Raw genomic sequence first — 23,288 nt, forward strand, 5'->3', positions numbered from 1 at the left:
AATCAAATCTTTACTTGGTTGATGCTGAATCTAAGTGAAAATCCCTCAGGTAATTTAGCCTTTGTCAAAATCCTGGTTTCTTTCAAGCGTATATCATTATAAGAGGAGACTTCCATCAATTCTTCATCCATATAAGCAGGATGGGTCATTATCTCCACACTCTCCCCATCCATTGTCCTCCCTTTCAAGTTTTGAAAGTAATCTTCAACCACCATTTCTCCATAAAAATCATCCAGGAATACATCTGTAACGGTTTGAATCCCTGCAAGGTGCCTTCCGGCATTACGCACTGGCAATCCATATTTATCTGACAGCTTTTTAATAACCGGTATAAATGCTTTGATCCCGTGTACATGATGATGGCTGTCGAAATGAGTCGGGAATAGGCCAAATTCCAAGAATCTTACGATTTGTGCTGACCACTCCCTCTCCAATTCGCTCAAGGAAATGCCGGCAGGATCCCCATATACCGTACCTTGCATCTTAAAGAAACCAGATTCGTCAACCAAACTCGGAACATCACTCAACAAAGGTTTCCCCCATGTCAGGACTAAGTGAATACCTACCTTCAACGATGGTGTTTTCTTGGCGATTTCAATCGCATGCTCCGTTGCTTTCGCATTCATCATGATCGTTGTCGAATTGACAATTCCATATTTGTGGCTATCCAAAATCCCATAATTCACCGCTTTAGTTAACCCGAAATCATCTGCATTTACAAGGACTTCTATCATGATAAATTATCCTGTAACTCCTTTTTTTCAAAAAACTGCGGCAAATAATCTTTATGTGCCTCCAGCATTTCATCCAAGATAAGTTTTGCAACCCGGTCGCTTGGAACGAGTGGATTGATCGTCATGGCAAGCAACGCAGTATCATAGTCCCCCGAAATTGCAGCTTCGATGGCTACCCTTTCAAAGGATTTGATTTGCTGAATTAATCCGCGGACAGCGACAGGAAGCTCTCCTACATTGATTGGTTTAGGACCATCCTTAGTTATCACGCAACTGGTTTCAATCGCCGATCCGTACGGGATGCCTTCAATCGCACCATGGTTGACCGTATTCACCGCTTGAATATCTCGCTTATCCGTATGCATCGAGCAAATCAAACGCACAGCCGCATCACTGTAGTAGGCACCTCCGCGCTCTTCAAGCTGCGGCGGCTTGATAGCCAGATCCTGGTCTTTGTATAGCTCGAATAAGCCTGCTTCAAGTCTTTGAACGACCTCTGCACGTGTTTCCCCTTTTTCCGCATCCTTCAATTCTTGGGCCAGCACATCACCCGTTTTATAATAGTAGTTGTGGTATGGACACGGAAACAGGTTCAACGCTCTAAGGAATTCCGGCTCCCAGCCCATTGCATGGATATTCTTCATCGTGACAGCTTTAGCTGGATCCGTAATCAACTGGATGATTTGATCTTTGACACTCTCGCCATCAACGAATACATCCAAGCCGTAAACCATATGGTTCAACCCAGCAAAGTCGATACGGACCCTTGATGGCTCTACATCCATCAAATCCGCAACACCTCGTTCCATCCCAATCGGCACATTGCAGAGTCCGATGATTTTGGAAATATTACTGTGACGCAGAACTGCTTCCGTTACCATTCCTGCAGGATTCGTGAAGTTAATCAGCCATGCTTCCGGACATAATTCCTCCATCTCATGAGCAATATCCAGAATGACGGGAATCGTTCTAAAGGCCTTGAAAAGCCCGCCTGGTCCATTCGTCTCCTGTCCGATCACTCCGTGTTTCAATGGAATCTTTTCATCAAGAGCCCTGGCTGCGAGCTGGCCAACCCGCAGCTGGGTTGTTACATAATCAGCGCCTTTAAGCGCTTTCTTTCTATCCAGCGTGAGATGGACTTCAATATTCACACCAGCCTTTTCAATCATCCTTCTTGCCAAATTCCCGACAATTTCAAGCTTTTCCTTTCCCGCTTCGATGTCCACGAGCCAAATTTCACTCACAGGAAGTTCTTCATGATATTTGATGAAACCTTCGATCAGTTCAGGCGTATAGCTCGAACCTCCGCCAATCGTGACGATCTTCAACCCCTTGCTCATTCAGCAGTCCTCTCCTTCACAGCATCTGCATGTAAAAATTCTTCGCGTAGATCGATCATTTCAATTGCAAGATCCTTCATAGTCATCGCTGTCATTAAATGATCTTGTGCATGCACCAGGATAATGGGAAGATCAAAAGAGTCCCCGCCTGCCTCAGCATGGATTAATTGGGTTTGGTATTTATGGGCTTGCAGTAATTCCGTTTCCGCCTCGGCGATTTTCAAACGGGCAGAATCAAAATCCTTCTTCTTTGCCTCCTGCAACGCTTCCATTGCAAAGCTTCTCGCATTCCCGCTATATAAAATCAATTGAAAGGATAGCTGGTATAATTCTTCTTTTTCCATTTTTCATCACTACTTTCTTAAAGGCTTAGCGTTTCTGAATCTTTTGTAAGCTTTGTTTCATTTTTGGTGTCTATCTTCACTTGAGCATAAACGAATGGTAAATAAATAGCTGTTGAAATGACTAGATTGATTGCAGCCAGGACCGCTCCAGATACATGTCCGCCTGTGGCCAGGAATCCACCCACAATCGGCGGGGTAACCCATGGAATCTTAGCGACGATCGGGAAAACCATTCCGCTGCTTACCGCGATATAAGAGATCACCGTTGTAATTACTGGGCCGAGAACAAATGGGATGAACCACATTGGATTCAGAACGATAGGCAATCCGAAAAGAATGGGTTCGTTAATCTGGAACACTCCTGGCGCCCCTCCGAGTGCAATCATCTGTTTATACCGTTTCCGGCCGGCAATGATCATTGCAATGATGAGGCCCAGTGTTGCACCAGATCCGCCTAAATAAACAAATGCATCCAGGAAAGAACCCGCCAATACCCCGTATTGGTCCATGTCTTTGACGCCTTTTGCATATAAATCGATATTTTTCACTCCTGAACTTTCAAAAAGCGGTGTCGTTATCCCGCCAAGGATATTGGGTCCATGCAAACCGATCATCCATAATAAATGAACAAGAAATACTAGTAAAATAGCGAATGGCAATGAATCTACTGCACTTTGTAATGGAGATACGATCACTTTACTCAACCAGTCATTCAATACCTGCCCATCCGTAGCTTTACGGAACAGCAGTCCGAATATACCAGCGATAAAGATCGTTGCCATACCCGGCACTAACTTTGCAAATGAACGGGCAACCGCAGGAGGAACTCCATCAGGAAGCTTGATGACTAAATATTTTACCCGGGAAAGTCTCACAAATATTTCAGTGGCTATCAAGGCAACGACAATTCCTGTAAAGAGGGCTGTAGCATTAAAATAGTTTACGCTTACAAAACCCCATGCCCCGCCAGTAACATCCTTATCATCGATGGTTAAAGTGACATTTCCGATTTGAGGCAATAGTAAGAAGAAACAGGCTGCGGATACCAGCATCGCTTCAAAACCATCGTCACCGTATGATCGTGCCAATTTATAAGAAATGCCGAATACAGCGAATACCGTCATGAATGCAAATGTTCCAAACCAAATATCACCGCCGAGCGTATTCCATGCAGGACCGAAGATGGCCTCCATCATTCTTCCGTAAGGCTTGATGACTTGCCCTAGATTATTAAACAGGACGGCGAATGACCCGATCATTGTAATCGCTATCATTCCAATCAATGCGTCACGAATTGCAAGCAAATGCCGGTTATTTCCTACCTTTACCGCCCCAGGCATAATATACTTATCAATAAAAGTCATCATATCCTTATTCTCCTTTTATTAAAGTAGTGGCTTGTTTTAGCACTTCTTCACCATTACATAGTCCATAGAACATCGGATTGATGGTTGCGACAGGAATTCCCTTTTCTTTCCCCGCTTCCTGTAACTTGGAAAGAAGGTATCTAACCTGCGGACCTAGCAAAATCACATCAGCTTTATCTATTTCATTATTCACTTCTGTAGAACCGACAGCCCATATATGACATTCTACCCCTTGTTTTTTAGCGCTTTCCTCCATCTTGGTAACTAATAAACTAGTAGACATCCCTGCAGAACAACATAATAATATATTCATTTAAATTACCCCCCTTTTTAATGATTGATTATTCAGTATTTTCAAGTGAGTTGAAACCGCTTTCTTATAAATAACCGATGTTACTTTTTTATCACTTCCCCTTGAGTGAAATGGGTATTATTGCCTCCATACATACATTGTAGTTACAAATTGAGAAAATATCAACACAATTTTTAATTTGTTACTACAAATTTGTGAATTAAAGTTGATTATTGAACTTATCCGAGATAATCTATATGTATATATTGGGAATGAACATAGGAGGAATCACTGTGGAGACCATGAATAAAGAAGCGGCATTACATTCCATAGTCAAGGAATCGATTATCGATCTCATAAAAAATGGCGAATATCAAACAAATACAAAATTACCGACTGAGGCAGAATTTTGTAAAATATACGGAGTAAGCAGGACAACAGTTCGCACGGCCTTACAGCAATTAAACGTCGAAGGCTACATCTACCGTGTTCAGGGCAAAGGGACTTTCGTTTCGGAAAATAAAGTGAAGCAATTTCTTTCAAGCACGGTTGAAAAGTTCTCTGAGCAAGTCACGATGCAAGGAAAAAACCCTTCGACAAAGGTCATTAGCTTAAAGGTGATTGAAGCAAACGCTACCCTTGCCAAGCTTTTCAAACAAAATATTGGAGACCCCGTAAATAAACTGGAACGGATACGTTACGTAAACGATATCCCCCTTCAATATGAAATTGCCTTTCTCCCTTGGTATAAAACACCCGGGCTTAATATCGAAGCCTGCGAAAAATCACTCTTTAAAGTACTTGAGACACAATTCAATTTAAAAGTAAAAAAAACGGTCGAACACTTGGAGTTTTCTCTTGCCGACGATTCTATTTCTGACAAATTGGACGTACCGAACGGCTCACCTTGTTTTTCATTGGAAACTTACACATATGAGAATGACGGCTCGGTCATTGAATTCTCTAAAACTCTCTTTAGAGGCGATCGTGCTCACTTTGTCATCGAGCGGAACTATTGAAATAAGACGGATGCCTTATTAATTAAGGCATCATAGTCTGTAGACAAACTCGATTTTTTTAGTGTTTGTAAGATTGGAACGTTGAATTCCCTCCAATCAACTGGAACGTTTTTTTAATAAAAACTGCATGCAAACTTATTTTTCTTTTAGAGGCAATCATAACGATTGCCTCTTTTTGTTGCGCATCTTATACATATTTACATAATTACAAATACATTCATTTTATGAGTAAATTTGACAAATATATCATAATCACCTAATCTTGAAGACTAGGAGATTCCATTCTACTTAATGGCATTCAACTTTATACCTATTTTTTAAAAATATTCATAAAAGAATTAATTAATTAGGCAGGTGGATTTTATGTGCGGTTTTGTTGGATGTATTCACGAATATCCGAAAGCCATAAATTCAAATATGAAAGAAACGATTCAAAAGATGAACACGATCATTACCCATAGGGGACCGGATGATGAAGGATATTTCTTTGATGAGTTTGTGAATTTTGGATTTAGGAGATTAAGCATAATCGATATAGATAATGGTAACCAACCCCTTTCATATGAAAATGAAAGATATTGGATCATTTTCAATGGCGAAATCTATAATTATATTGAACTAAGAAAAGAACTCATTGATGAAGGATATAAGTTTACGACAGATTCTGATACGGAAGTAATATTGGCCCTCTTTAGTAGCCAAAAAGAGCAAACTGTCCAGAAATTGCGAGGCATGTTCTCTTTTGTCATTTGGGATAAAATCGAGCTAAAGCTTTTTGGTGCAAGGGACCACTTTGGAATCAAGCCTTTTTTCTATTGTGAGCAAGATGATGTTACTTATTTTGCATCAGAAAAAAAGAGTATTTTGACAGCCATGAATGAAGAGCTGGATATGAATTCATTACAGCATTTTCTCAGTTTTCAATATGTTCCAGAACCATCGACCCTATCCAAGAATATTGAAAAATTATTACCTGGGCATTACTTCACTAAAGAACCTGGAAAGAAAATGGATATAAAAAGGTTCTGGAAACCTATTTTTCACCCTTCCAATATAGACGATTCAAAAGTCATAAAAGAAATACAAGACACTCTGATGGATTGTAAACGTCCATATGAGAAGTGATGTTCCAGTTGGATCATTTTTATCGGGTGGGATTGATTCATCATTTATCTGCTCCATCGCAAAAGAGATTAACCCTAAGATCAAAACTTTTTCTGTTGGGTTCGAAAGAGATGGATATAGTGAAATAAACGTTGCACAGGAAACAGCAGCCGCACTGAATGTAGAAAATATAAGTTATATTATAAGTCCTGAAGAATTTTTGGCGGAACTTCCAAAGATCATCTGGCATATGGATGACCCTTTAGCGGACCCTGCTGCCGTTCCACTATATTTTGTCGCCCGGGAAGCTAAAAAACACGTCAAGGTCGCCTTGCCCGGTGAGGGGGCAGATGAATTATTCGGCGGATATAATATATACCGGGAGCCCCATTCCCTGCGCATGTTTTCCTATTTTCCAACACCATTGAACAAAGTGTTGAAGGCGATTTCCTCTGTTTTGCCAGAAGGTGTTAGAGGAAAGAGTTTTATAGAGCGTGGAGTGACACCTTTAGAAAACCGATATATCGGGAACGCAAACATATTCGGCGAGAAAGAGAAAAAACTATTACTTGTGAATTATCTCAACGGACTAGAAAATGAGAAAGTGACAAATCCCATCTATTCAAATTCTTTGGGGTATGATCCTATAACCCAAATGCAAAACATTGATATTCAAACTTGGCTAAAAGGTGATATTTTATTGAAGGCTGATAAAATGTCCATGGCGAATTCTTTAGAGGTGAGAGTTCCCTTTTTGGATAAATGCGTTTTCAATACGGCATCAAAACTTAATATGGATCAAAAGGTTAGAAATGGAACGACCAAATATATGCTTCGAAAAGCTGCCCGCGGGATAGTGCCGGAACATGTATGGAGCAGAAAAAAGCTAGGCTTTCCTGTTCCGATACGACATTGGTTGAAGGATGAATTATACGATTGGGCAGTAAGGTTAATCCAGGAAAGCCCGACTGACTATCTTTTTAACAAAGCGCAAATTATGAAATTACTTGAAAACCATGTAAATAATAAAGCGGACAACAGCCGGAAGCTCTGGACCATTTTGACGTTTATGACTTGGCATCAAATTTATATAGAAAAACAATATGAGCCCCAAAAGAATTCACAATATGTTGTAAATTGAATATTGCTTAAGTGCTTATTACTCATAAAATAAACTTAGTTCGATTTGGCGCGGCTCTTTAATTCCGAAGGACTTTTGCGATAAACTGAACCCCGTCATACAAGAACGGGGGTTCAGACTGTAGACAAACTCGATGAAAATCGAGTTTGTCTATTTTTATGGCTTGTACATTTGGACGTCGATTGGAACGTAGGGCACCCGCTTTCCGCGGGCGGTCGGGGAGCCTCCTCGGCTTTCGCCTGCGGGGTCTCCCCTAGTCGCGCTTTTCCCGCAGGAGTCTCGTACCTTCCGTTCCAATCATCTTCGGCTTACCTTTTAGATAGAACACTTTTGCCTAGAGTCATTTTTGCTTTAAAATAGAAGTATTAAAACTTGAGGTGATGAGAATGCTTTCTAAACATGATTCCATTCAAAGAGATCAACTTGAAGTGATTACTTTAAATCAACTGGGTCCACCGAACCATTTGGTTCGTAAAATGAAGGCTTCCATTAATTTGAAGAAGATAGCCAATTGGACATGGTGAGATCCAAAAATGGTCTAACATAGTGGCGCGTAGAGCCCCAAAACCTTAACTTTAGGCGAAAATTCAAAGGGGATTTCATAAGGGTTTAAGAATTTCATACAAGTACGGGGTTTCTTCCGTTTTTTTTGGTTATATCATATTTATAGCATCCTTAATCTCAATAACACTCTTAATAAAAAAGGGCAAATGATTAATCGGAGATCTTGCAAAGCAGGTTGCTGCATTTAGATTTTTGGCAGATCCACAAGAAATCTAAGCCTCAGGTCTTACTATTCGTTAAATCCCAGGTCCGTTTTCTAAAGATGGCTTAGCCAGTACACTTAATCACACAAAGGAAATTCACCTAAAGGAGAAAGAATTCTGTGATTCTTGAAAAGAAACTGCCTGAATTGTGGACGCATTTATTGATGGTCGCTTTTGCAGCCGTGTGCGTGTATGTGTTTTTGCCATCGTTGCTGATAATTTATAAAATTATAGTTACAGTCATTTTAATAGTCATTCTGTCTATTGATCTTGTCTTGATAATTAGGAAAAAAGTAAACTATTTAAAACTTACGAGGCTCGCCTTAGTGAACTTGAGCATATTACTGATTATAGTCTGTTTGATCTTTTATACAACGAAGTTTTTGGTGCTGACAGATGCAAACAGCTTGAAGAGCGTCTTAGGAGGAAGTACCCTAATGGGCAAGCTCCTTTTCCTCCTTATTTGTTTCCTTCAGCCAATCGTGCTGCCCTTGCCTGAAGCTGTGACGATTCCTGCTGGCAGTGCAGTATTAGGCTCATTTAACGCAGCATACCTAGGCTATTCAGGAACTATTTCCGGAATAGCAACCATGTTCCTTTTAGCTAGAATTGGAGGGCAAAAGCTTGCAATAAAATTAGTTAAAGAAAAGCACTTGCAAAGCTATCAGGAGTATGTGAAAAAAAATGAAACCGCCATCCTGTTCCTTCTGTTCATTATCCCGATTCTACCAGATGAAATCATTTGCCTCGGTGCGGGAATAGGCGGCGTTTCTTTCAGAAGATTTATCCTGATAGCTTGCCTATCAAAATTACTGACAGTCTCATCACTTTCATATTCAGTAGATTTGGCGAAAGCCCTCTCCCTTACAGGGCAGGAAGTAATATCGGCTGTGTCACTTACTGCTGGTGGATTGTTTACTTTATCAATATTAGTAAAATGGGTTTTAAAGAAAAGAAAAATGGAATAGTAGCATTTTATGGAAACACGCTGGTTATATCAGTAGGCATCTCTGGAGCACTCTCGAAAACTTTATTTCCCCTTGAAGTTATTTGGTTAGGAATGAATGGTAATGGCCCATGTCAACCGTCTAACTTTAAATTTGCCATAGTACTCAATCGCCATCTTCTAATTGCTATATTAATGTATCCTTACCTCTGAAGGCTAACTGACAAAAAATGTTTAAACGATATTCGGATATGAAAAGAAAGCATGCTTTGAGTTAGACTACTAAAAGGGGATAAATAATTTTAGATTCAGGTGATGTTTATCTTTCCTGAAATTAAAAAAGAAGGATGCCCAATTGGACATGGCAAGATTCAAAAATGGCACATGACTGGCCAAAGAACCCATCTCTTAACGAAGAGAAGCTTCTGCCACCTCAGCTGATATCGCAGCCACATTCCTTATAATCACTCAAAAAAACTATAGACAAAAATTTCATTTTCGTTGAGTTTGTCTACAGTTTGGTCTGATTGCTTCGATCTTTGTATCCCCAGAATCCATCCGTTTCTTTTGTCTTTCTTTCCAAGTCAAAATATATTTCGGTATTAAAATGCCATCAATTTTAATTCATTGAGGGCATTTAATAAGGCTTATTCCCCATTCTGATCAAGCCATTTTTTTGTGACAGCTATCATCTCTTCTTGTTGTTTCTTAGCTGAGATAGTCGCTTCATGATCTCCCTTTTGCTTTCCGTATACACCAAATTGACCGTGGTTTCCCCCCGCTATCATATGCATGTTTGCCTCTTTAGATAGTAAGTGCTTTGTCTTCATAATCTTCTCTACTGTAGATAGCCCATCATATTCTGCATATAACGATAGCATAGGAACTTTCATTTTTGAAAAGTCATTCGAGTCACTGGGATATGAACCGAGGAGGATAATCCCTTCCACCTCTTTTGGATTTTCATAAGCATATGCGGTGGCGGCCACTCCTCCTAACGAGTGTCCGGCAACGTACCATTTCTCCACTGCTGGATATGCATCTTTAGCTTCCGTCGCTTTATTTTTATCAAACAAAGCGAAATTGAACCTTACATCCGGGATAACGACTGTATATCCCTCTTTCGCTAATTCTTTTGCATAATAACCGTATGCTTCGGGCTCAACCTTAGCACCTGGATACAGGACAATGCCCACTTTCTTGTTTTTTGTTGGTTCGAATGTGACAAACCCATTTTCCTTTTTTATATCCCCCTTTCCAACTAACGCATACAATTCATCTGATGGTTTGTATGTTTGTTCTGACCATATATAAAAGGCGCCGAAAGCGATAATCATTAATAGAATTATACTAACGAGAATATATTTCATAACTTTTTTCATTTTACACCTCACTATCCCTAAAATTTATTTCTAAGTACTTTCACTAACGCACATAGATACTGGTATTGCTCTTCATTTCCTTATGGGACTTCCTTCTCTTTTGAATATCTTATGTCATTTTCCTCATGTAGACGGATAAGTCATCTATACTTAATCTAAAAAAGAATCAAGGCGCGAAAGAAGCTGGTTACCACGTTTTTCAATGGCTGCTTAACAGTAATATCGCTATTTATGCATTTTTGATGCAATGCTTCCATCCTTGTTTAAATATAAAGTTTCTTATGTAGACCCTTGATACTTATAAAAAGCACATATAAAGCCTACCTATTATATTCTCTGATATAGGTATTTACAATCTTTCCTGAATATGAATTTCACAATAAACTAAAATTATATTTAAAAGGGCACTTTTATGTTTTGTTCTATTATAGGAAAAAACAATATAGGGGGTGATGTAGTTGGATACTATTTTATATTTTTGTTATTCAATCGTTTATATGATTCTTTTTATCATGGGAATGGTGTTACTTCGACAGGACCGCAAACTCTTTTCGTATTCAAGCTTTCTTCTTCTAGTTACTTTCGGGCTTATCGTGGATAACTTAATTATTGCCTCGGGAAAGTTCATTGGTGATGGCCCTTTGTTAGAGTCATTAAATGCATTACGTTTTTGGAGTCATGGATTTATCACTCCCACATTGATCTTGTTTGGATGGGGAATGGCAAAAAGGATACATATTCCTTTTACAAAAAAAACGATAGCACCCTACTTTTTCCTTTTCCTTACAGCTGGGCTTATCATCTATGAATTTATTGAAAATATGCATAAGACATTTGTACCAATCTACGAGTATGGAGTCTTAAGATATGTTAGTGAGGAATCTTCGGGCCCACCTTTAATGGTGCTTATTGTCACCTTTATATTATTGGTGATTAGCATCTACATTTTTATAAGAACACGTTGGATTTGGATGCTTTTAGGGGTTATAGTCATGATAGTTGGAAGTGCCATTCCTATTCCCATAGAAAGTTCGGCTGTTACCAATGCATTTGAATTAATTTTTTTATGTTCACTATGGCTTACAAACTATAAACTAGAACCTCGCTCTTCATAGACAAAGTGATTCATCCTTGGAAATGGAAGGGCATAAAATTAAAGTGATAAAAAATGAAATAGGAGCATGCAAAAAGAAAAAAAGTAATAAGGATTTTACAATCCGCTTTAAATTAAGCGCCTTTATTGACTTCACTCTTTGCACCCAAGCATCCATGAGAGATTGCTTGGGTGTTTTTATCACCGAAAAACCAATATCCATTCAATATAACAATTGGTATATGACGAATTTCTCAAAAGGATTAGATTCAGTCAAGCCAGGTAACATCACTTCGTTTTTCAGCTCGAAAGCGGTTTGATTTTCGAGGAAAAAAATATAATCCTGTGAAGCATAATATAATATCAGTTCGATTTTTCGCGGTTCTTTTTCAAAGGAACGTAAAATGTTATGGATGATTTTCATGAAAATCTGTACCGAGAACGGATTAAAGAAATAAAAATGATTGTCTTGCGTATCAATATCATATTCTTCTGCCAAGCAACAGTGGAATTCTATATTGTTATTGTCGTTTTTCCTTTTTTTCATGTAGCCATTCAGATTCTCGATCGCTTCTTTATAGAAATTTTCATTCATTTCCACGCCAACCACAGATGATTGATAGAAGTGATGGATCAAAAAATTCAAGCGTCCTTTACCGCATCCAAAATCCACAATGCGATCATTTCTTTTCAGTGGATATTCTTTGAATAAATGTTCTAATGCGCTGTATGGCGTAGGTTCATATCGATGATAATGCAAAGAATCATTGAAATTTTTTTGTTCACCTTCCGTCCTGATGTTCAGCATTTCATCATAATTTTTTACTTTCATTGTTATATGCACCTGCTTCATGTTTTTTAAATAAAGGGCTTCCTAACTAAAAACCCCGGAAAGGGTTGATCTTATCCAGGGTAAGGTTTTGTTTTATGAATGTCCAGACAATTAATTGGATTTTGCTTTCGTTACATAATCATTAAAATCAGAGATGCTTGGGTTGGCTATATAATGACCGCCTTCCACTTGGATCGTCTGACCTGTAATGAATTTGGACTCGTCAGATGCAAGGAATAGTACGGTATAACCGATATCATCCGCTTCACCATGATATGGCAATGCATTGAATTTGCCAAAAATATCGAGTACGGCCTGAGGCATATTATTTTTCGCTGCAGGAGTTAAAATGAGACCTGGTGCCACTCCATTACAACGAATATGATCTTTACCATACTGTGCAGCGATATAACGAGTCAAATTCACTACCCCCGCTTTGGACGCACCATATGCGGATCGTACGGAGTCACCTGTAAATCCAGCCATGGAGGCCGTATTGATAATCGAACCACCTCCCGCTTTAATCATGTGAGGAATCGCAAACCTGCTTCCCAATAGCACACTTTTTAAATTCACGTCCATAAGTCGATCCCATTCTTCCAAATCTAAGTTCACGACATCCAGATCTTTATGCAGGTTAGTTAAACCCACATTATTAACGAGTACCGTAACCGTACTATATTGTTCAATGGTAAAGTCGACTGCTGCCTGGATGGAGTCTGCTTGTCCAGCATCCAAAAATACTCCAGCTGCTTCCCCACCTTGTTTTTTTATGTTTTCGGCCGCTTCTTTTGCTCCTGCTTCATTAAAATCAGCAATCACGACTTTTGCGCCTTCTTTAGCCATTAGTGTCGATATGGATAACCCAATACCTGAAGCTCCACCTGTCACTAATGCTACTTTACCTTGTACTCTTCCCATGATAACCCACCTGCTCTTCAAAATGTGAATAGTTTTGCTTTATTAATCATGACTAACAGTACAAGAATACAACGCATATAAAGTTATTACAAATAATTATACCTTTAGTCTAATTTCATAAATTGCAGATGTGGTAAATTTTGTACCAAAACAGTAAAAAGCCGAAGCACCCAGAAGTGCTTCAGCTTTTTTTTCATTTTTATTCTTCATCATCCCATATGATCCAATCATGAACCTCTAGAATTTCCAGGAATTTCATCAACCTCGGTAAGGCTGGTTCTGCTTCCTCGCCAAAATGTTCACTCATCGCTTCAGAGATCTGATTTACATTCCTTTGAAACTCCATCTGTTTAATGGCATATGCTCCAAACTTATCAAGCTTGATTTTACGGACTGATGGCTGTTTTAAGAAACGAATGGTCATTCGTTCCACAAAATTGGTCCTTTGAATGACCAAAAAAGTTGCTTCCGAAGATTCTTGCACCATAGTGACGCGTCTTTCCAAAAGGGGAACCATGGTTAACAGGTTCCTCTTTTTTGATTGGCGTTTACGAAGCATCTTCTTTTTTCCCTTTGCTGGATACGAACCAAAGCAATCCAGCTAGAGCAAGGAATAATAAGAATGGTAGCAAATTGCTGGCTAATTTAGCCGCAGCCGGAACTTGGACACCTGCTGCGATCAATATGGCAATAAGAACACCAATCAATGATTCACCCGCTATTAAACCAGAGGCAAATAATACACCTCTGTCAACCCGTGCTTTAAGCGCTTCTTTTGTTTTCGAGAAGAACTCAACGAAGAATCGAATAAATCCACCGATCATGATTGGGGCACTGGTATGAACCGGCAAGTAAATGCCCACTGCAACAACAAGTGAATTCAGACCGAAAAACTCTAATGTAATGGAAATAGCCGCACCGATAAAGATCAGAGTCCAAGGTAAATCACCCCCTAGAACACCTTCGGCAAGTATTTTCATAAGTGCCGCTTTAGGTGCAGGCAGTTCTGCAGACCCCATCGTATATGCGTTATCCATAAGAACCAGGATAAAACCAATGACAGAAGCCGACGCAACAACACCGATCATCATGGCAACTTGTTGTTTCCATGGTGTTCCGCCGACGATATATCCTGTTTTTAGATCTTGAGAAACATCACCAGAAACCGCAAGTGCTGTACAAATGATCGCAGCGACGGTTAAAGCGGCTACCATTCCAGTCGTACCAGTAAAACCAGTTGCCTTATAGACAATCGCTACTATCAAAAGAGTAGCGATCGTCATTCCAGAAACAGGGGAAGAAGAACTTCCGACGATTCCAACAACCCTTGAAGCCACTGTCACGAATAAAAATCCAAAAATCGCGATTGCAATCGCACCGATGATTCCTACATCTGTTATAGGTGTGAAAGCAATGATTAAAATTACGATGATCGTACCCAACCAAACGTATTTAGCCGGTATGTCTTGTTCTGTACGGATAGAACCCGATTTTAGTTGTCCTTTATTGGCTTTTACTCCTTTAAGAGTATCAATAACTGAACTGAAAAGTATTGGTAATGTTTTGATCAAAGTGATCAATCCGCCCGTTGCAACGGCACCAGCGCCAATATAGCGAATATAATTATCCCAAATTCCCCATGCATCCAATTCTCCGATCGGTACATCAGAAGGGAAAATGGCTGTCCCATTGTTTCCGCCAAAAAAGCTGATGGCCGGTATTAAAACGACCCAGGCTAATAAACCCCCACCTAGCATTTGTCCTGCAACACGCGGTCCAATAATGTACCCTACACCCAAAAGGGAAGGAAAGGCATCAAGACCAACCACTGCATTTTTAAAATTCGTGATCCCTGTTTCAACCTCTGTCTTGAAAAGCTTAAATCCATCACCAAGCCCTTTAACAACACCGCCAATTACCAAACCGGCTCCGATTAGCTTGGCGCTTGTACCACCCTTTTCTCCTGACTTCAGGACCTCGGCACATGCCGTACCTTCTGGATAAGGTAATGTTTCATGCTCCCTTACAATCAAAAGCTGGCGAAGGGGAACCATCATGAAGACCCCTAAAAATCCCCCAGTTAATACTACGAAAATGATGAATGCTTGACTCACGTCCATGTCCCACATGAATAATGCCGGAATGGTAAATACAGCACCGGCACCAATGGCCTCACCTGCCGTGGTCATCGTTTGCACAATATTGTTTTCTAATATTGAATCCCTGCGAAAAACCCCTCTTAATATGGCCATTGAAATTACCGCCGCGGGTATTGAAGCAGAGACAGTTAAACCAATAAGTAGGCCTAAGTATGCATTTGCCGCCCCGAATACGATTGCAAGAATGATCCCTAGAATGATTGCAGTTGCAGTCAATTCCGGTAGAGATTTAGATGCAGAGACGTACGGGACGAATTTACTCTCTTTTGAATTGTTCGACAATTTAGCCACTTCCTATGTTAAACTTTAAAATCACAGAGAACATTATATCACTGTAATTTAAAGTCACGCAATGGGAAAATTATGTTCATCAAAAGTTTGATAATATTAAAAATTCAGTTTAGTAGTTTCAGTTTTAAAAAATATAAAATAATATTGATATAATAACTACAAATAATTCGTTACACGAAGTCACGGCCTATCATTCATTTAATCACAGCATCATCAGCACCCCTTACCAGCTCCATAGGAAATAACGCACTGGGTTATTTCACATTAAAATAAAATATAACATATCCTGAAAAATCAAGTCTTAAAAAAAGGAATGATAAATTCATGGTCTCCTATATGGACTATACTTCACCATCCACACAATTCTTTTTCGATATCAATAAAAGCAATTTCATGAAAAAAGACAATCAAAACTATATTAATGTATTAGGTGTCAAACAATTGAACACCCTCGAAAATGTTTCATTATTAGATATTTACCTCAGCACAGACAATGTCGTAGAACCGCATTATCACCAAAATGCAGCCGAGCTAGTGTATTGCATTTCTGGAGCGGCAACCGTTTCATTACTGAATCCATTCACAAAGCAAATTCAAAATTATCCCATTAAACCCGGTCAAGTAGCCAACGTCCCACAAGGTTGGTGGCATTATGAAGTGGCTAATGCGGATAATACTCATCTGCTCGCCATTTTTAATGCACCAACACCTGAGGTGATCCTCGGTTCAGATATCTTGAAATTGACGCCTGCAAATATTATGGCCCATACTTATTGTATGGATGAAAACCAATGGAAAAAAGCAATTGCACCAGTACAGCCATCAACATTCATCGGTCCGCCAGCCAACTGCCATCGAGCGGCCGAAGAAGACATGCAGCAATATCCTCAATTTATTAATCACTATGATAACCAAATGTATACTGCTCCGGCATACAACTATCAATATCAGCCCAATCCCCCGTATTATTATTATTGAAGATATATATTGGGAGCATGATTACCCCTGTTCGAGGGCCTATACAACTAATAAATCGGAATCGAAAAAAGCAATGGAGAACCCCATTACATAAGGGTTCTCCATTGCTTATAATTACATGATCCGTTTTTTTCACTTCGCCACATCTTATATTATGGTAGTGACCTAATGTGATTTATGGCCATTCATGATACGCTTGGATACAATTATCAGTTATCTTCTCTTTATATTCTACCGAGTTTCTTCTTATAATATAAGAAATCTCAAATGGACCCCCATCTAAAACAACAGATGATTCACTTCAATTTTACGGTTGGCTCAGAGCTTTTCTACTCTATAAAGGTACCTATCCATATCAAAGTGTTCAATCCAGTTCTATAAAATTGCAACTATAATGTTGGAGATCGGAGAAAATGCTAAAGTGGTATCAGAAAGATTAGCACATTCAAAATCAGGACTCTTCAGCAGAAAACTTTACAAAAGCTCCAGGAAAAAAGAGCATGGACCCATAAATGTGGTCATTTTGTGGTCATTTAACTAAAAAAGCAACGGAGAACCCCATTACACAAGGGTTCTCCATCGCTTTTAATTACATGATCCGTTTGAACATTTTTTCCATTTCATATATGGAATATGAGATGATGATAGGTCTTCCATGAGGGCATGTGAAGGGATCTGTTGTCCGCCTCAGTTCATCCAATAGTGCTTGGATTTCGTCATTGCGCAGATGACGGTTTGCCTTTATGGAGGCTTTACAGCTCATCATGATGGCTGCTTCTTCGCGCAATTTTTTGATGTCGACCTTTTTCATCGATAGCAATTGTTCTATCATTTCCTCAAGGATTTCCTGTTCAATTCCTTTAGGGAACCATTGTGGATGCGATCGGACAATATAGGCATTATAGCCAAACTCCTCTAAAAAGACGCCGACTTTTTCCAACTCATTCCGATATTCATTTATCCGGATGCATTGGTCAGTTGAAAATTCAAGGGTGATGGGGACCAGCATATCCTGTAGCTCGTTTTCAACTCGACCGACTTTTTCTTTAAAGTATTCGTATTTGATCCGTTCCTGGGCAGCATGCTGGTCTATGATATACAAGCCCTTTTCGTTTTGGGCGAAAATATATGTTCCATGCATTTGCCCAATCGGGTACATCGGAGGGATGCGGCTTTCCGGTTCATTCGCCTCGATTTCCTCCTCTTGTTCGACAGTGTAGGTTGTAAACTTTTCAGCTGACTCGAAATATGGTTTGCTTTCATCATCTTGTAAGACCGGTACATAGACATCTTCCATTTGCTGCTGTTCAGTGCTATAGATTATTTCCTTTATTGGTTCAAGATTGAAATCTTCATTATGATCCACGTAATTCTTTTGTTCCTGCTTTTCCCGTATCAAGGTATCCTTCAAGAGGGAAGCTTCTTTCTTGGCTTCTTCCAGGACCCGCTTGCCGCTTTCCACAACATGGTCCAATTCCAGAGTGGTTTGCTCACTTTTCACCTGTTCCGGCTTTGCTGCTGGTGTATATCCACTTGGTATTAGAGACATCTTTTTAAACGAAGATTTAATCGTTTCCGATACAAGACTGTACAATTCCTGTTCCTTGCTGAGCCTTACCTCCATTTTGGATGGATGTACATTGACATCGACAAGAATCGGATCCATTTCGATATTCAGCAAAGCGATTGGAAAACGTCCAATTGGAAGAAGTGTATGATACCCATCCAGGATTGCTTTCACGAGCGCATAGTTTTTAATGAAGCGTCCGTTTATCATGGTTGAAATGTAATTCCTTGAAGCCCGGGTGATCTCGGGCATGACGATATATCCGGATAATTTGAAATCCAAGGAGCTTGCCTGAACCGAAATCATCTTTTTGGCAATATTCGTACCATAGATTGCCGCCAGCACCTGCCTGACATCACCGTTACCATTCGTATGGAGGATACGCTTCTCATTGTGTGTTAACCGTATAGAAACATCCGGATGTGAAAGTGCGAGCCTGTTAGCGACATCCGTAATATTTCCTAGCTCGGTATGAATGGTTTTCATATATTTCAACCTTGCAGGGGTATTAAAAAACAAGTCGGAAACCAGGATATCCGTTCCTTTACGGCTGGATGAAGCCTCAAGTTCCTTAACCATGCCTCCTTCAAGAAGTATGCGCGTTCCTACTCCTTCGCCAGTGCTGCTTTTCATTTCAAAACGGGAAACTGAAGCAATACTGGGCATGGCTTCACCGCGGAAGCCAAGTGTTCGGATTCGGAAGAGGTCATTTTCATCTTTTATTTTACTAGTGGCGTGACGTTTAAATGCCGCTTCTATGTCATCAGGTAAAATCCCATCGCCATTATCCACGATCCGAATGGAACCAAGTCCAGCCTCCACCAATTCAATCTCTATAATGGTACTGTTTGCATCTATTGCGTTTTCCACAAGTTCCTTAACGACTGAGGCTGGGCGTTCAACAACTTCGCCAGCTGCGATTTTATTAGATAAAGCCTCATCAAGCTGTATGATTTTTCCCATTTTTATCGCCTCGCTTTAATTCTCATTTAAGTTTCTTTTGTAATTTATAAAGGGTATTCATTGCCTCAAGCGGCGTCATTTCAAGGATATCCAGTGATTTTATGTCATCCAGCACCTTTTTTTCCTTTGGTGAAGAATTCACCCTTCCTTTAGGAGCTTCTTCTCCAAAGAAGGAAAGCTGTGCCTCATTGACGGATGTCACAGGGGCAGCTTCGTCAATAGATGCTTTTTCAGCAGCAGGCTGTTCAGGAATCGCCTTTGCCTGTCCATTTTCATTCTCTAGCTGGGCTAAAATAGCAGCCGCCCGATCTATTAACTGCTCCGGTAAATCAGCAAGCTTAGCCACATGTATTCCATAGCTTTTATCTGCTGGCCCTTCTTTAATTTTATGAAGGAAAACGACATTTCCATTTTGCTCAATGGCACTTACATGGATATTTTTCAATTTTGGGAGTTCCGTTGCCAATACAGTCAATTCGTGATAATGAGTCGAAAAGAGTGTCTTTGCCCCAATTTCCTCATGAATAAATTCAATGATGGCCTGAGCAAGCGCCATCCCATCATAAGTTGATGTTCCCCGGCCTATTTCATCAAATAATATCAAACTGTTTTCTGTCGCATTCATGATGGCATTTCTTGCTTCAAGCATCTCGACCATGAATGTACTTTGACCGGAAATCAAATCATCTGCCGCGCCAATCCTGGTAAATACCTTATCAAAAATAGGTAATTCAGCTATACTTGCGGATACGAAGCATCCAATTTGCGCTAAAATCGATGTTAGCGCTATTTGACGCATATACGTACTTTTACCCGACATATTGGGCCCTGTGATCAAGAGTAACTCCCGATCTCCATCCATAAAGCAGTCATTGGGGACATATTCCTGTGATTGAAGGACTTTCTCGACCACTGGATGCCTGCCTTCCTTCAGTACGATTCTTCGATCATCGGAAAAGACAGGCTTCACATAATGGCGTTCTTCACTAATCGTCGCAAAGCACTGCAGGACATCCAGTTCACTGACGCCTTTCGCCAAATCCTGTAAGCGAGGGATATAGCTTTTGACCTCTTCACGAAGATTGAGGAATAAGTCATACTCCAAACTGATGCTTTTTTCTTCTGCTTGTAAAATCAAAGCTTCCTTTTCTTTCAATTCAGGTGTGATATAACGTTCGGCATTCGTTAAAGTCTGCTTCCGTTCATAACGGCCTTCTTCAAGCAGATGCAAATTTGCTCGTGTGACTTCAATGTAATAGCCAAATACACGATTATATCCGATTTTCAAGGATTTGATCCCGGTGCGTTCCCGCTCTTCGCGTTCAAGCTGTGCAATCCAAGTTTTCCCGTTTCTGCTGGCATCCCTGTATGTATCCAGTTCCTTATGGAAACCATCCTGAATGATATTCCCTTCCTTCACGGACAATGGAGGGTTTTCTACAAGCGCCGTTTCAAGTAAATCCGTCACTTCTTCACAAGGATCCAATTTATCGGCAAGGATTGAAATATCCTGATTGGAAGCCATTGACTTCACGATTTCACGAATGACCGGCACCTGTTGCAAGGAACGTTTCAATTGAATCAAGTCCCGAGCGTTTACATTCCCGAAGGCCACCCTTCCGGCAAGCCGCTCCAAGTCGTACACTTCCTTCAGGCGTTCACGTAAGTCTTGTCGTTCGAAGTATTGATTTTTCAGGGTTTCAACAAGGCTTTGTCTCCGCTCGATCTGTTTTTTATTAATGAGCGGTCTATCAATCCATTGCTTCAACATCCTTCCGCCCATGGCTGTTTTTGTTTCATCAAGCAGCCATAGTAATGAGCCTTTTTTACCTTTGGAACGAATGGTTTCAGTTAATTCCAAATTACGTTTGCTATAATAATCAATTTTCATATATTGTGATGTTTCATATGCAAGCACTGGCTGTAAATGATCCAGGCTGCGTTTTTGGGTACGGTATAGATAATTCAATAAACGTGAGGTCGTTGTCGCCAGTTTCTGGTCTTTTAACAAATGAAGCAATGGAGCGAATGACTCGCTTTGAACCAAATTACTCTCTAGGGATAGAGCGGCTGCGCCCCGTTCTTGAAGCATTTTTTTCCATTCTTCATTGAAATCCTCGGCAATGACCACTTCACTCGCACCAAGGATGGCAAATTCATTCAGAACTTCCTCGAAACTCTCAATCAATGTAACCTTATTTTCCCCTGTCGATAAATCATTGTATCCAAAGCCAAACTGACCATCAGTAAAATAAGTGATGGTGGCAATATAATTATTTTCCTTTTCACGAAGACCCTTACTATCCATTTTCGTTCCCGGGGTAATCAGCTGGACAACTTCCCTGCGTACCACACCTTTGGCTTGCTTCGGATCTTCGGTTTGTTCACAAATAGCTACTTTAAAACCTTTTTCTATCAATATATCAATATAATTAGCAGCCGAGTGATACGGAATGCCGCACATCGGAATTCGCTCTTCACTACCGCCTTCTCGGCTCGTTAATGTGATTTCGAGCTCTTGGGATGCATTCAGTGCATCGTCAAAAAACATTTCATAAAAATCGCCTAAACGAAAAAATAAAAAGGCATCCTGATACTCTGCCTTAATTTTTAAATATTGCTGTATCATCGGAGTATATCCAGCCATTCCTTCAAAACCTTTCCAAACTATAATCTATTACACATTTATGTCCTTCATTATAACATACGAAAATGCAACATGGCCTGTATTCGAAATTGCATGGTAAATCAATTATCCTTTACCATTTTAAGCTAGCTGTATCCGCAAAGCCATAGGGACTTGTCCCGCTTCAAATTAAATAAAACCGGATGAAGGGAATGTCATCCGGTATTAATTTCTATATTCTATTCGTCTTCGAATTCATCAAGGAAATCCGGATCTAAATCTTCGAAATCCTCATCATCGAAATCAGAGCCCCAGTCATCCTCACAGCGGCCATCTGGACTTACAGCGACACAAATTTTCGTTTCGCCGACGACTTCCACAAAGAATTCCCTTTCCACATGGACAATGATTTTTTGTCCACATGGGGAGATGCAAGCTTCTAAACAATTCGGCTGTTGGACAGCTTTTGCAACGATTTCATGGTCATCAAGACAATCGGGATCACGGTATTTCAGCGAAATAACGTCGGTATATTGCACTTTTTCAGTTACAACTTCCGTCTTTGAATTTTGGTTATAAGAATACCAGACGTTGATTTCGTAGCTGCCGTGAATTTCTACCTTTTTGCCGACTTTCTTTGCATCGTATTTATGGTTGATGATCCAACAACCTAGAATGCTAGAAGGATGATGAGCCGGGCAAATGGTGTGAGAGGACTTAGTGAATTTACGTCCTTTTGCCACCACCGCTTTAGTAATTATCTCTCTATATTGTGACATGCTAGCGAACCCTCCTCATACAGTTTCCATTCATCCTATGCGTGGTAAAAGTCTAGTGTGCGTAGAATTTTAATTGTTTGAAAACTGCTGTAATGTTTTAAACCTAGGTTATTTTATGCTCATGTTTTGGGATATGTGTCACGAATGGGCACTGTATAAGGATTTCCGCATATTAAAAAAGCCCTTCTGAAACCAGAAGGGCTTTTTTAATATTCATGAACAGCTTCCGCCGCCTGCTTGTACCTGTGAACCTGTCTCACCTCGAAGGACATCGCCTTCGGTCGATTCAATAATCAGGTCCGTCACCTTATTCGATACCTGTGAAGAGACCATTTGTAAAAGATCATTTACATCCACTTGGGATTGTTTGAATTCTTGCACGATCGGAAGTTCATCCAATTGTTTTTCCAGTGCATCAATTTTGGCCTGCACTTGACTGTATGCTTTCTCTTTGCCGTAATGTTGGAAGTTTACAGCCTGTTTTTGCAAACTCTTGATGCTGGCGATCATTTCACGGATTTTTTGATTTTCATTGATGTGAGCTTCTGCCCGTTTAAAGAAATCGACTTCTTCCGTGCTGGCGATCATTTCAGCAAGCTCGGCCGCTTTGTTCAGAATGTCATCTTTAGTATATTTAGTCATA

The 23,288-nt window shown here is 40.0% G+C and carries 19 protein-coding genes and 1 pseudogene; 6 read left to right on the forward strand and 14 right to left on the reverse strand.

Annotation, left to right across the window (positions count from 1 at the left end):
• Positions 1-2 precede the first annotated feature (2 nt).
• Genes chbG through ACZ9AO_RS12080 form a run of 5 tightly spaced genes read right to left on the reverse strand, consistent with a single transcriptional unit; the run spans position 3 to position 4,098 of the window.
• Entirely contained in the window at positions 3-734 is a 732-nt protein-coding gene (gene chbG / locus ACZ9AO_RS12060; protein WP_476109143.1) for a chitin disaccharide deacetylase, read from the reverse strand.
• A complete protein-coding gene (locus ACZ9AO_RS12065; RefSeq protein ID WP_048684678.1) occupies positions 731-2,074 on the reverse strand; it encodes a 6-phospho-beta-glucosidase in 1,344 nt (447 codons plus the stop codon). Before ACZ9AO_RS12065 ends, chbG begins: the two co-directional genes overlap by 4 nt.
• The gene (locus ACZ9AO_RS12070; protein WP_095678825.1) at positions 2,071-2,418 is read right to left on the reverse strand and encodes a PTS sugar transporter subunit IIA; all 348 of its coding nucleotides are present in this window, start codon (positions 2,416-2,418) and stop codon (positions 2,071-2,073) included. Before ACZ9AO_RS12070 ends, ACZ9AO_RS12065 begins: the two co-directional genes overlap by 4 nt.
• Positions 2,419-2,435: 17 nt before the next feature.
• Positions 2,436-3,785 (reverse strand): PTS sugar transporter subunit IIC, encoded by a 1,350-nt coding sequence (locus ACZ9AO_RS12075; protein ID WP_034313464.1) that lies wholly within the window; start codon positions 3,783-3,785, stop codon positions 2,436-2,438.
• A 4-nt stretch (positions 3,786-3,789) separates the two neighbouring features.
• On the reverse strand, positions 3,790-4,098 hold the full coding sequence (locus ACZ9AO_RS12080; RefSeq protein ID WP_048684685.1) for a PTS sugar transporter subunit IIB: 309 nt from the start codon (positions 4,096-4,098) through the stop codon (positions 3,790-3,792).
• Between the two features lie 281 nt (positions 4,099-4,379).
• Here ACZ9AO_RS12080 and ACZ9AO_RS12085 point away from each other — a divergent pair, with 281 nt between their 5' ends.
• The 4 genes and pseudogenes from ACZ9AO_RS12085 (at position 4,380) to ACZ9AO_RS12100 (ending at position 9,076) form a co-directional block, all read left to right on the forward strand.
• Positions 4,380-5,096, forward strand: coding sequence for a GntR family transcriptional regulator (locus tag ACZ9AO_RS12085; RefSeq protein WP_063596531.1), 717 nt, complete (start codon positions 4,380-4,382; stop codon positions 5,094-5,096).
• A gap of 363 nt (positions 5,097-5,459) precedes the next feature.
• Positions 5,460-7,341 (forward strand): annotated as a pseudogene (gene asnB, locus ACZ9AO_RS12090) (asparagine synthase (glutamine-hydrolyzing)).
• A gap of 386 nt (positions 7,342-7,727) precedes the next feature.
• Complete coding sequence (locus ACZ9AO_RS12095) at positions 7,728-7,865, forward strand: hypothetical protein (protein WP_476109144.1); 138 nt, start codon at positions 7,728-7,730, stop codon at positions 7,863-7,865.
• Between the two features lie 362 nt (positions 7,866-8,227).
• A complete protein-coding gene (locus ACZ9AO_RS12100; protein ID WP_476109145.1) occupies positions 8,228-9,076 on the forward strand; it encodes a TVP38/TMEM64 family protein in 849 nt (282 codons plus the stop codon).
• A 625-nt stretch (positions 9,077-9,701) separates the two neighbouring features.
• Here the strand turns inward: ACZ9AO_RS12100 and ACZ9AO_RS12105 are convergent.
• Positions 9,702-10,436 carry an alpha/beta fold hydrolase gene (locus ACZ9AO_RS12105; protein ID WP_476109146.1) on the reverse strand — a complete coding sequence of 245 codons (735 nt, stop codon included), beginning with the start codon at positions 10,434-10,436 and terminating at the stop codon, positions 9,702-9,704.
• 458 nt (positions 10,437-10,894) lie between these two features.
• On the opposite strand from ACZ9AO_RS12105, the gene ACZ9AO_RS12110 reads away from it, so the two are divergent.
• On the forward strand, positions 10,895-11,551 hold the full coding sequence (locus ACZ9AO_RS12110; RefSeq protein WP_476109147.1) for a hypothetical protein: 657 nt from the start codon (positions 10,895-10,897) through the stop codon (positions 11,549-11,551).
• Between the two features lie 201 nt (positions 11,552-11,752).
• On the opposite strand, the gene ACZ9AO_RS12115 is transcribed toward ACZ9AO_RS12110, so the two are convergent.
• The 4 genes from ACZ9AO_RS12115 to ACZ9AO_RS12130 form a co-directional block, all read right to left on the reverse strand.
• The gene (locus ACZ9AO_RS12115) at positions 11,753-12,361 is read right to left on the reverse strand and encodes a methyltransferase domain-containing protein (RefSeq protein WP_476109148.1); all 609 of its coding nucleotides are present in this window, start codon (positions 12,359-12,361) and stop codon (positions 11,753-11,755) included.
• Between the two features lie 111 nt (positions 12,362-12,472).
• Entirely contained in the window at positions 12,473-13,282 is an 810-nt protein-coding gene (locus ACZ9AO_RS12120; RefSeq protein ID WP_476109149.1) for an SDR family NAD(P)-dependent oxidoreductase, read from the reverse strand.
• Positions 13,283-13,481: 199 nt separating this feature from the next.
• Positions 13,482-13,841, reverse strand: a complete 360-nt coding sequence (locus tag ACZ9AO_RS12125) for a PqqD family protein (RefSeq protein WP_476109150.1) — start codon at positions 13,839-13,841, stop codon at positions 13,482-13,484.
• Complete coding sequence (locus ACZ9AO_RS12130) at positions 13,831-15,723, reverse strand: OPT family oligopeptide transporter (protein ID WP_048684698.1); 1,893 nt, start codon at positions 15,721-15,723, stop codon at positions 13,831-13,833. Before ACZ9AO_RS12130 ends, ACZ9AO_RS12125 begins: the two co-directional genes overlap by 11 nt.
• Positions 15,724-16,056: 333 nt before the next feature.
• On the opposite strand from ACZ9AO_RS12130, the gene ACZ9AO_RS12135 reads away from it, so the two are divergent.
• Positions 16,057-16,710, forward strand: a complete 654-nt coding sequence (locus ACZ9AO_RS12135) for a cupin domain-containing protein (RefSeq protein ID WP_476109151.1) — start codon at positions 16,057-16,059, stop codon at positions 16,708-16,710.
• Positions 16,711-17,299: 589 nt separating this feature from the next.
• Here the strand turns inward: ACZ9AO_RS12135 and mutL are convergent.
• From mutL to ACZ9AO_RS12155, 4 genes are all read right to left on the reverse strand, one after another.
• Positions 17,300-19,240 (reverse strand): DNA mismatch repair endonuclease MutL, encoded by a 1,941-nt coding sequence (gene mutL, locus ACZ9AO_RS12140; protein ID WP_476109152.1) that lies wholly within the window; start codon positions 19,238-19,240, stop codon positions 17,300-17,302.
• A gap of 22 nt (positions 19,241-19,262) precedes the next feature.
• The gene (gene mutS, locus ACZ9AO_RS12145; protein WP_252269255.1) at positions 19,263-21,887 is read right to left on the reverse strand and encodes a DNA mismatch repair protein MutS; all 2,625 of its coding nucleotides are present in this window, start codon (positions 21,885-21,887) and stop codon (positions 19,263-19,265) included.
• A gap of 218 nt (positions 21,888-22,105) precedes the next feature.
• Positions 22,106-22,645: an outer spore coat protein CotE gene (locus tag ACZ9AO_RS12150; protein ID WP_034313495.1), complete on the reverse strand. Its 540-nt coding sequence runs from the start codon at positions 22,643-22,645 to the stop codon at positions 22,106-22,108.
• A gap of 213 nt (positions 22,646-22,858) precedes the next feature.
• Positions 22,859-23,287: a YlbF/YmcA family competence regulator gene (locus tag ACZ9AO_RS12155; RefSeq protein ID WP_034313499.1), complete on the reverse strand. Its 429-nt coding sequence runs from the start codon at positions 23,285-23,287 to the stop codon at positions 22,859-22,861.
• Between the last annotated feature and the right edge of the window lies 1 nt (position 23,288).

The organism is Peribacillus sp. TE19612 (genome assembly GCF_056279465.1).

What these genes read in the sequence shown, in the direction of transcription:
- chbG (WP_476109143.1), bottom strand. Translation starts at nt 734, where the DNA reads ATGATAGAAGTCCTTGTAAATGCAGATGATTTCGGGTTAACTAAAGCG.
- ACZ9AO_RS12065 (WP_048684678.1), bottom strand. Translation starts at nt 2,074, where the DNA reads ATGAGCAAGGGGTTGAAGATCGTCACGATTGGCGGAGGTTCGAGCTAT.
- ACZ9AO_RS12070 (WP_095678825.1), bottom strand. Translation starts at nt 2,418, where the DNA reads ATGGAAAAAGAAGAATTATACCAGCTATCCTTTCAATTGATTTTATAT.
- ACZ9AO_RS12075 (WP_034313464.1), bottom strand. Translation starts at nt 3,785, where the DNA reads ATGATGACTTTTATTGATAAGTATATTATGCCTGGGGCGGTAAAGGTA.
- ACZ9AO_RS12080 (WP_048684685.1), bottom strand. Translation starts at nt 4,098, where the DNA reads ATGAATATATTATTATGTTGTTCTGCAGGGATGTCTACTAGTTTATTA.
- ACZ9AO_RS12085 (WP_063596531.1), top strand. Translation starts at nt 4,380, where the DNA reads ATGAATAAAGAAGCGGCATTACATTCCATAGTCAAGGAATCGATTATC.
- ACZ9AO_RS12095 (WP_476109144.1), top strand. Translation starts at nt 7,728, where the DNA reads ATGCTTTCTAAACATGATTCCATTCAAAGAGATCAACTTGAAGTGATT.
- ACZ9AO_RS12105 (WP_476109146.1), bottom strand. Translation starts at nt 10,436, where the DNA reads ATGAAAAAAGTTATGAAATATATTCTCGTTAGTATAATTCTATTAATG.
- ACZ9AO_RS12115 (WP_476109148.1), bottom strand. Translation starts at nt 12,361, where the DNA reads ATGAAAGTAAAAAATTATGATGAAATGCTGAACATCAGGACGGAAGGT.
- ACZ9AO_RS12120 (WP_476109149.1), bottom strand. Translation starts at nt 13,282, where the DNA reads ATGGGAAGAGTACAAGGTAAAGTAGCATTAGTGACAGGTGGAGCTTCA.
- ACZ9AO_RS12125 (WP_476109150.1), bottom strand. Translation starts at nt 13,841, where the DNA reads ATGCTTCGTAAACGCCAATCAAAAAAGAGGAACCTGTTAACCATGGTT.
- ACZ9AO_RS12135 (WP_476109151.1), top strand. Translation starts at nt 16,057, where the DNA reads ATGGTCTCCTATATGGACTATACTTCACCATCCACACAATTCTTTTTC.
- mutL (WP_476109152.1), bottom strand. Translation starts at nt 19,240, where the DNA reads ATGGGAAAAATCATACAGCTTGATGAGGCTTTATCTAATAAAATCGCA.
- mutS (WP_252269255.1), bottom strand. Translation starts at nt 21,887, where the DNA reads ATGGCTGGATATACTCCGATGATACAGCAATATTTAAAAATTAAGGCA.
- ACZ9AO_RS12150 (WP_034313495.1), bottom strand. Translation starts at nt 22,645, where the DNA reads ATGTCACAATATAGAGAGATAATTACTAAAGCGGTGGTGGCAAAAGGA.
- ACZ9AO_RS12155 (WP_034313499.1), bottom strand. Translation starts at nt 23,287, where the DNA reads ATGACTAAATATACTAAAGATGACATTCTGAACAAAGCGGCCGAGCTT.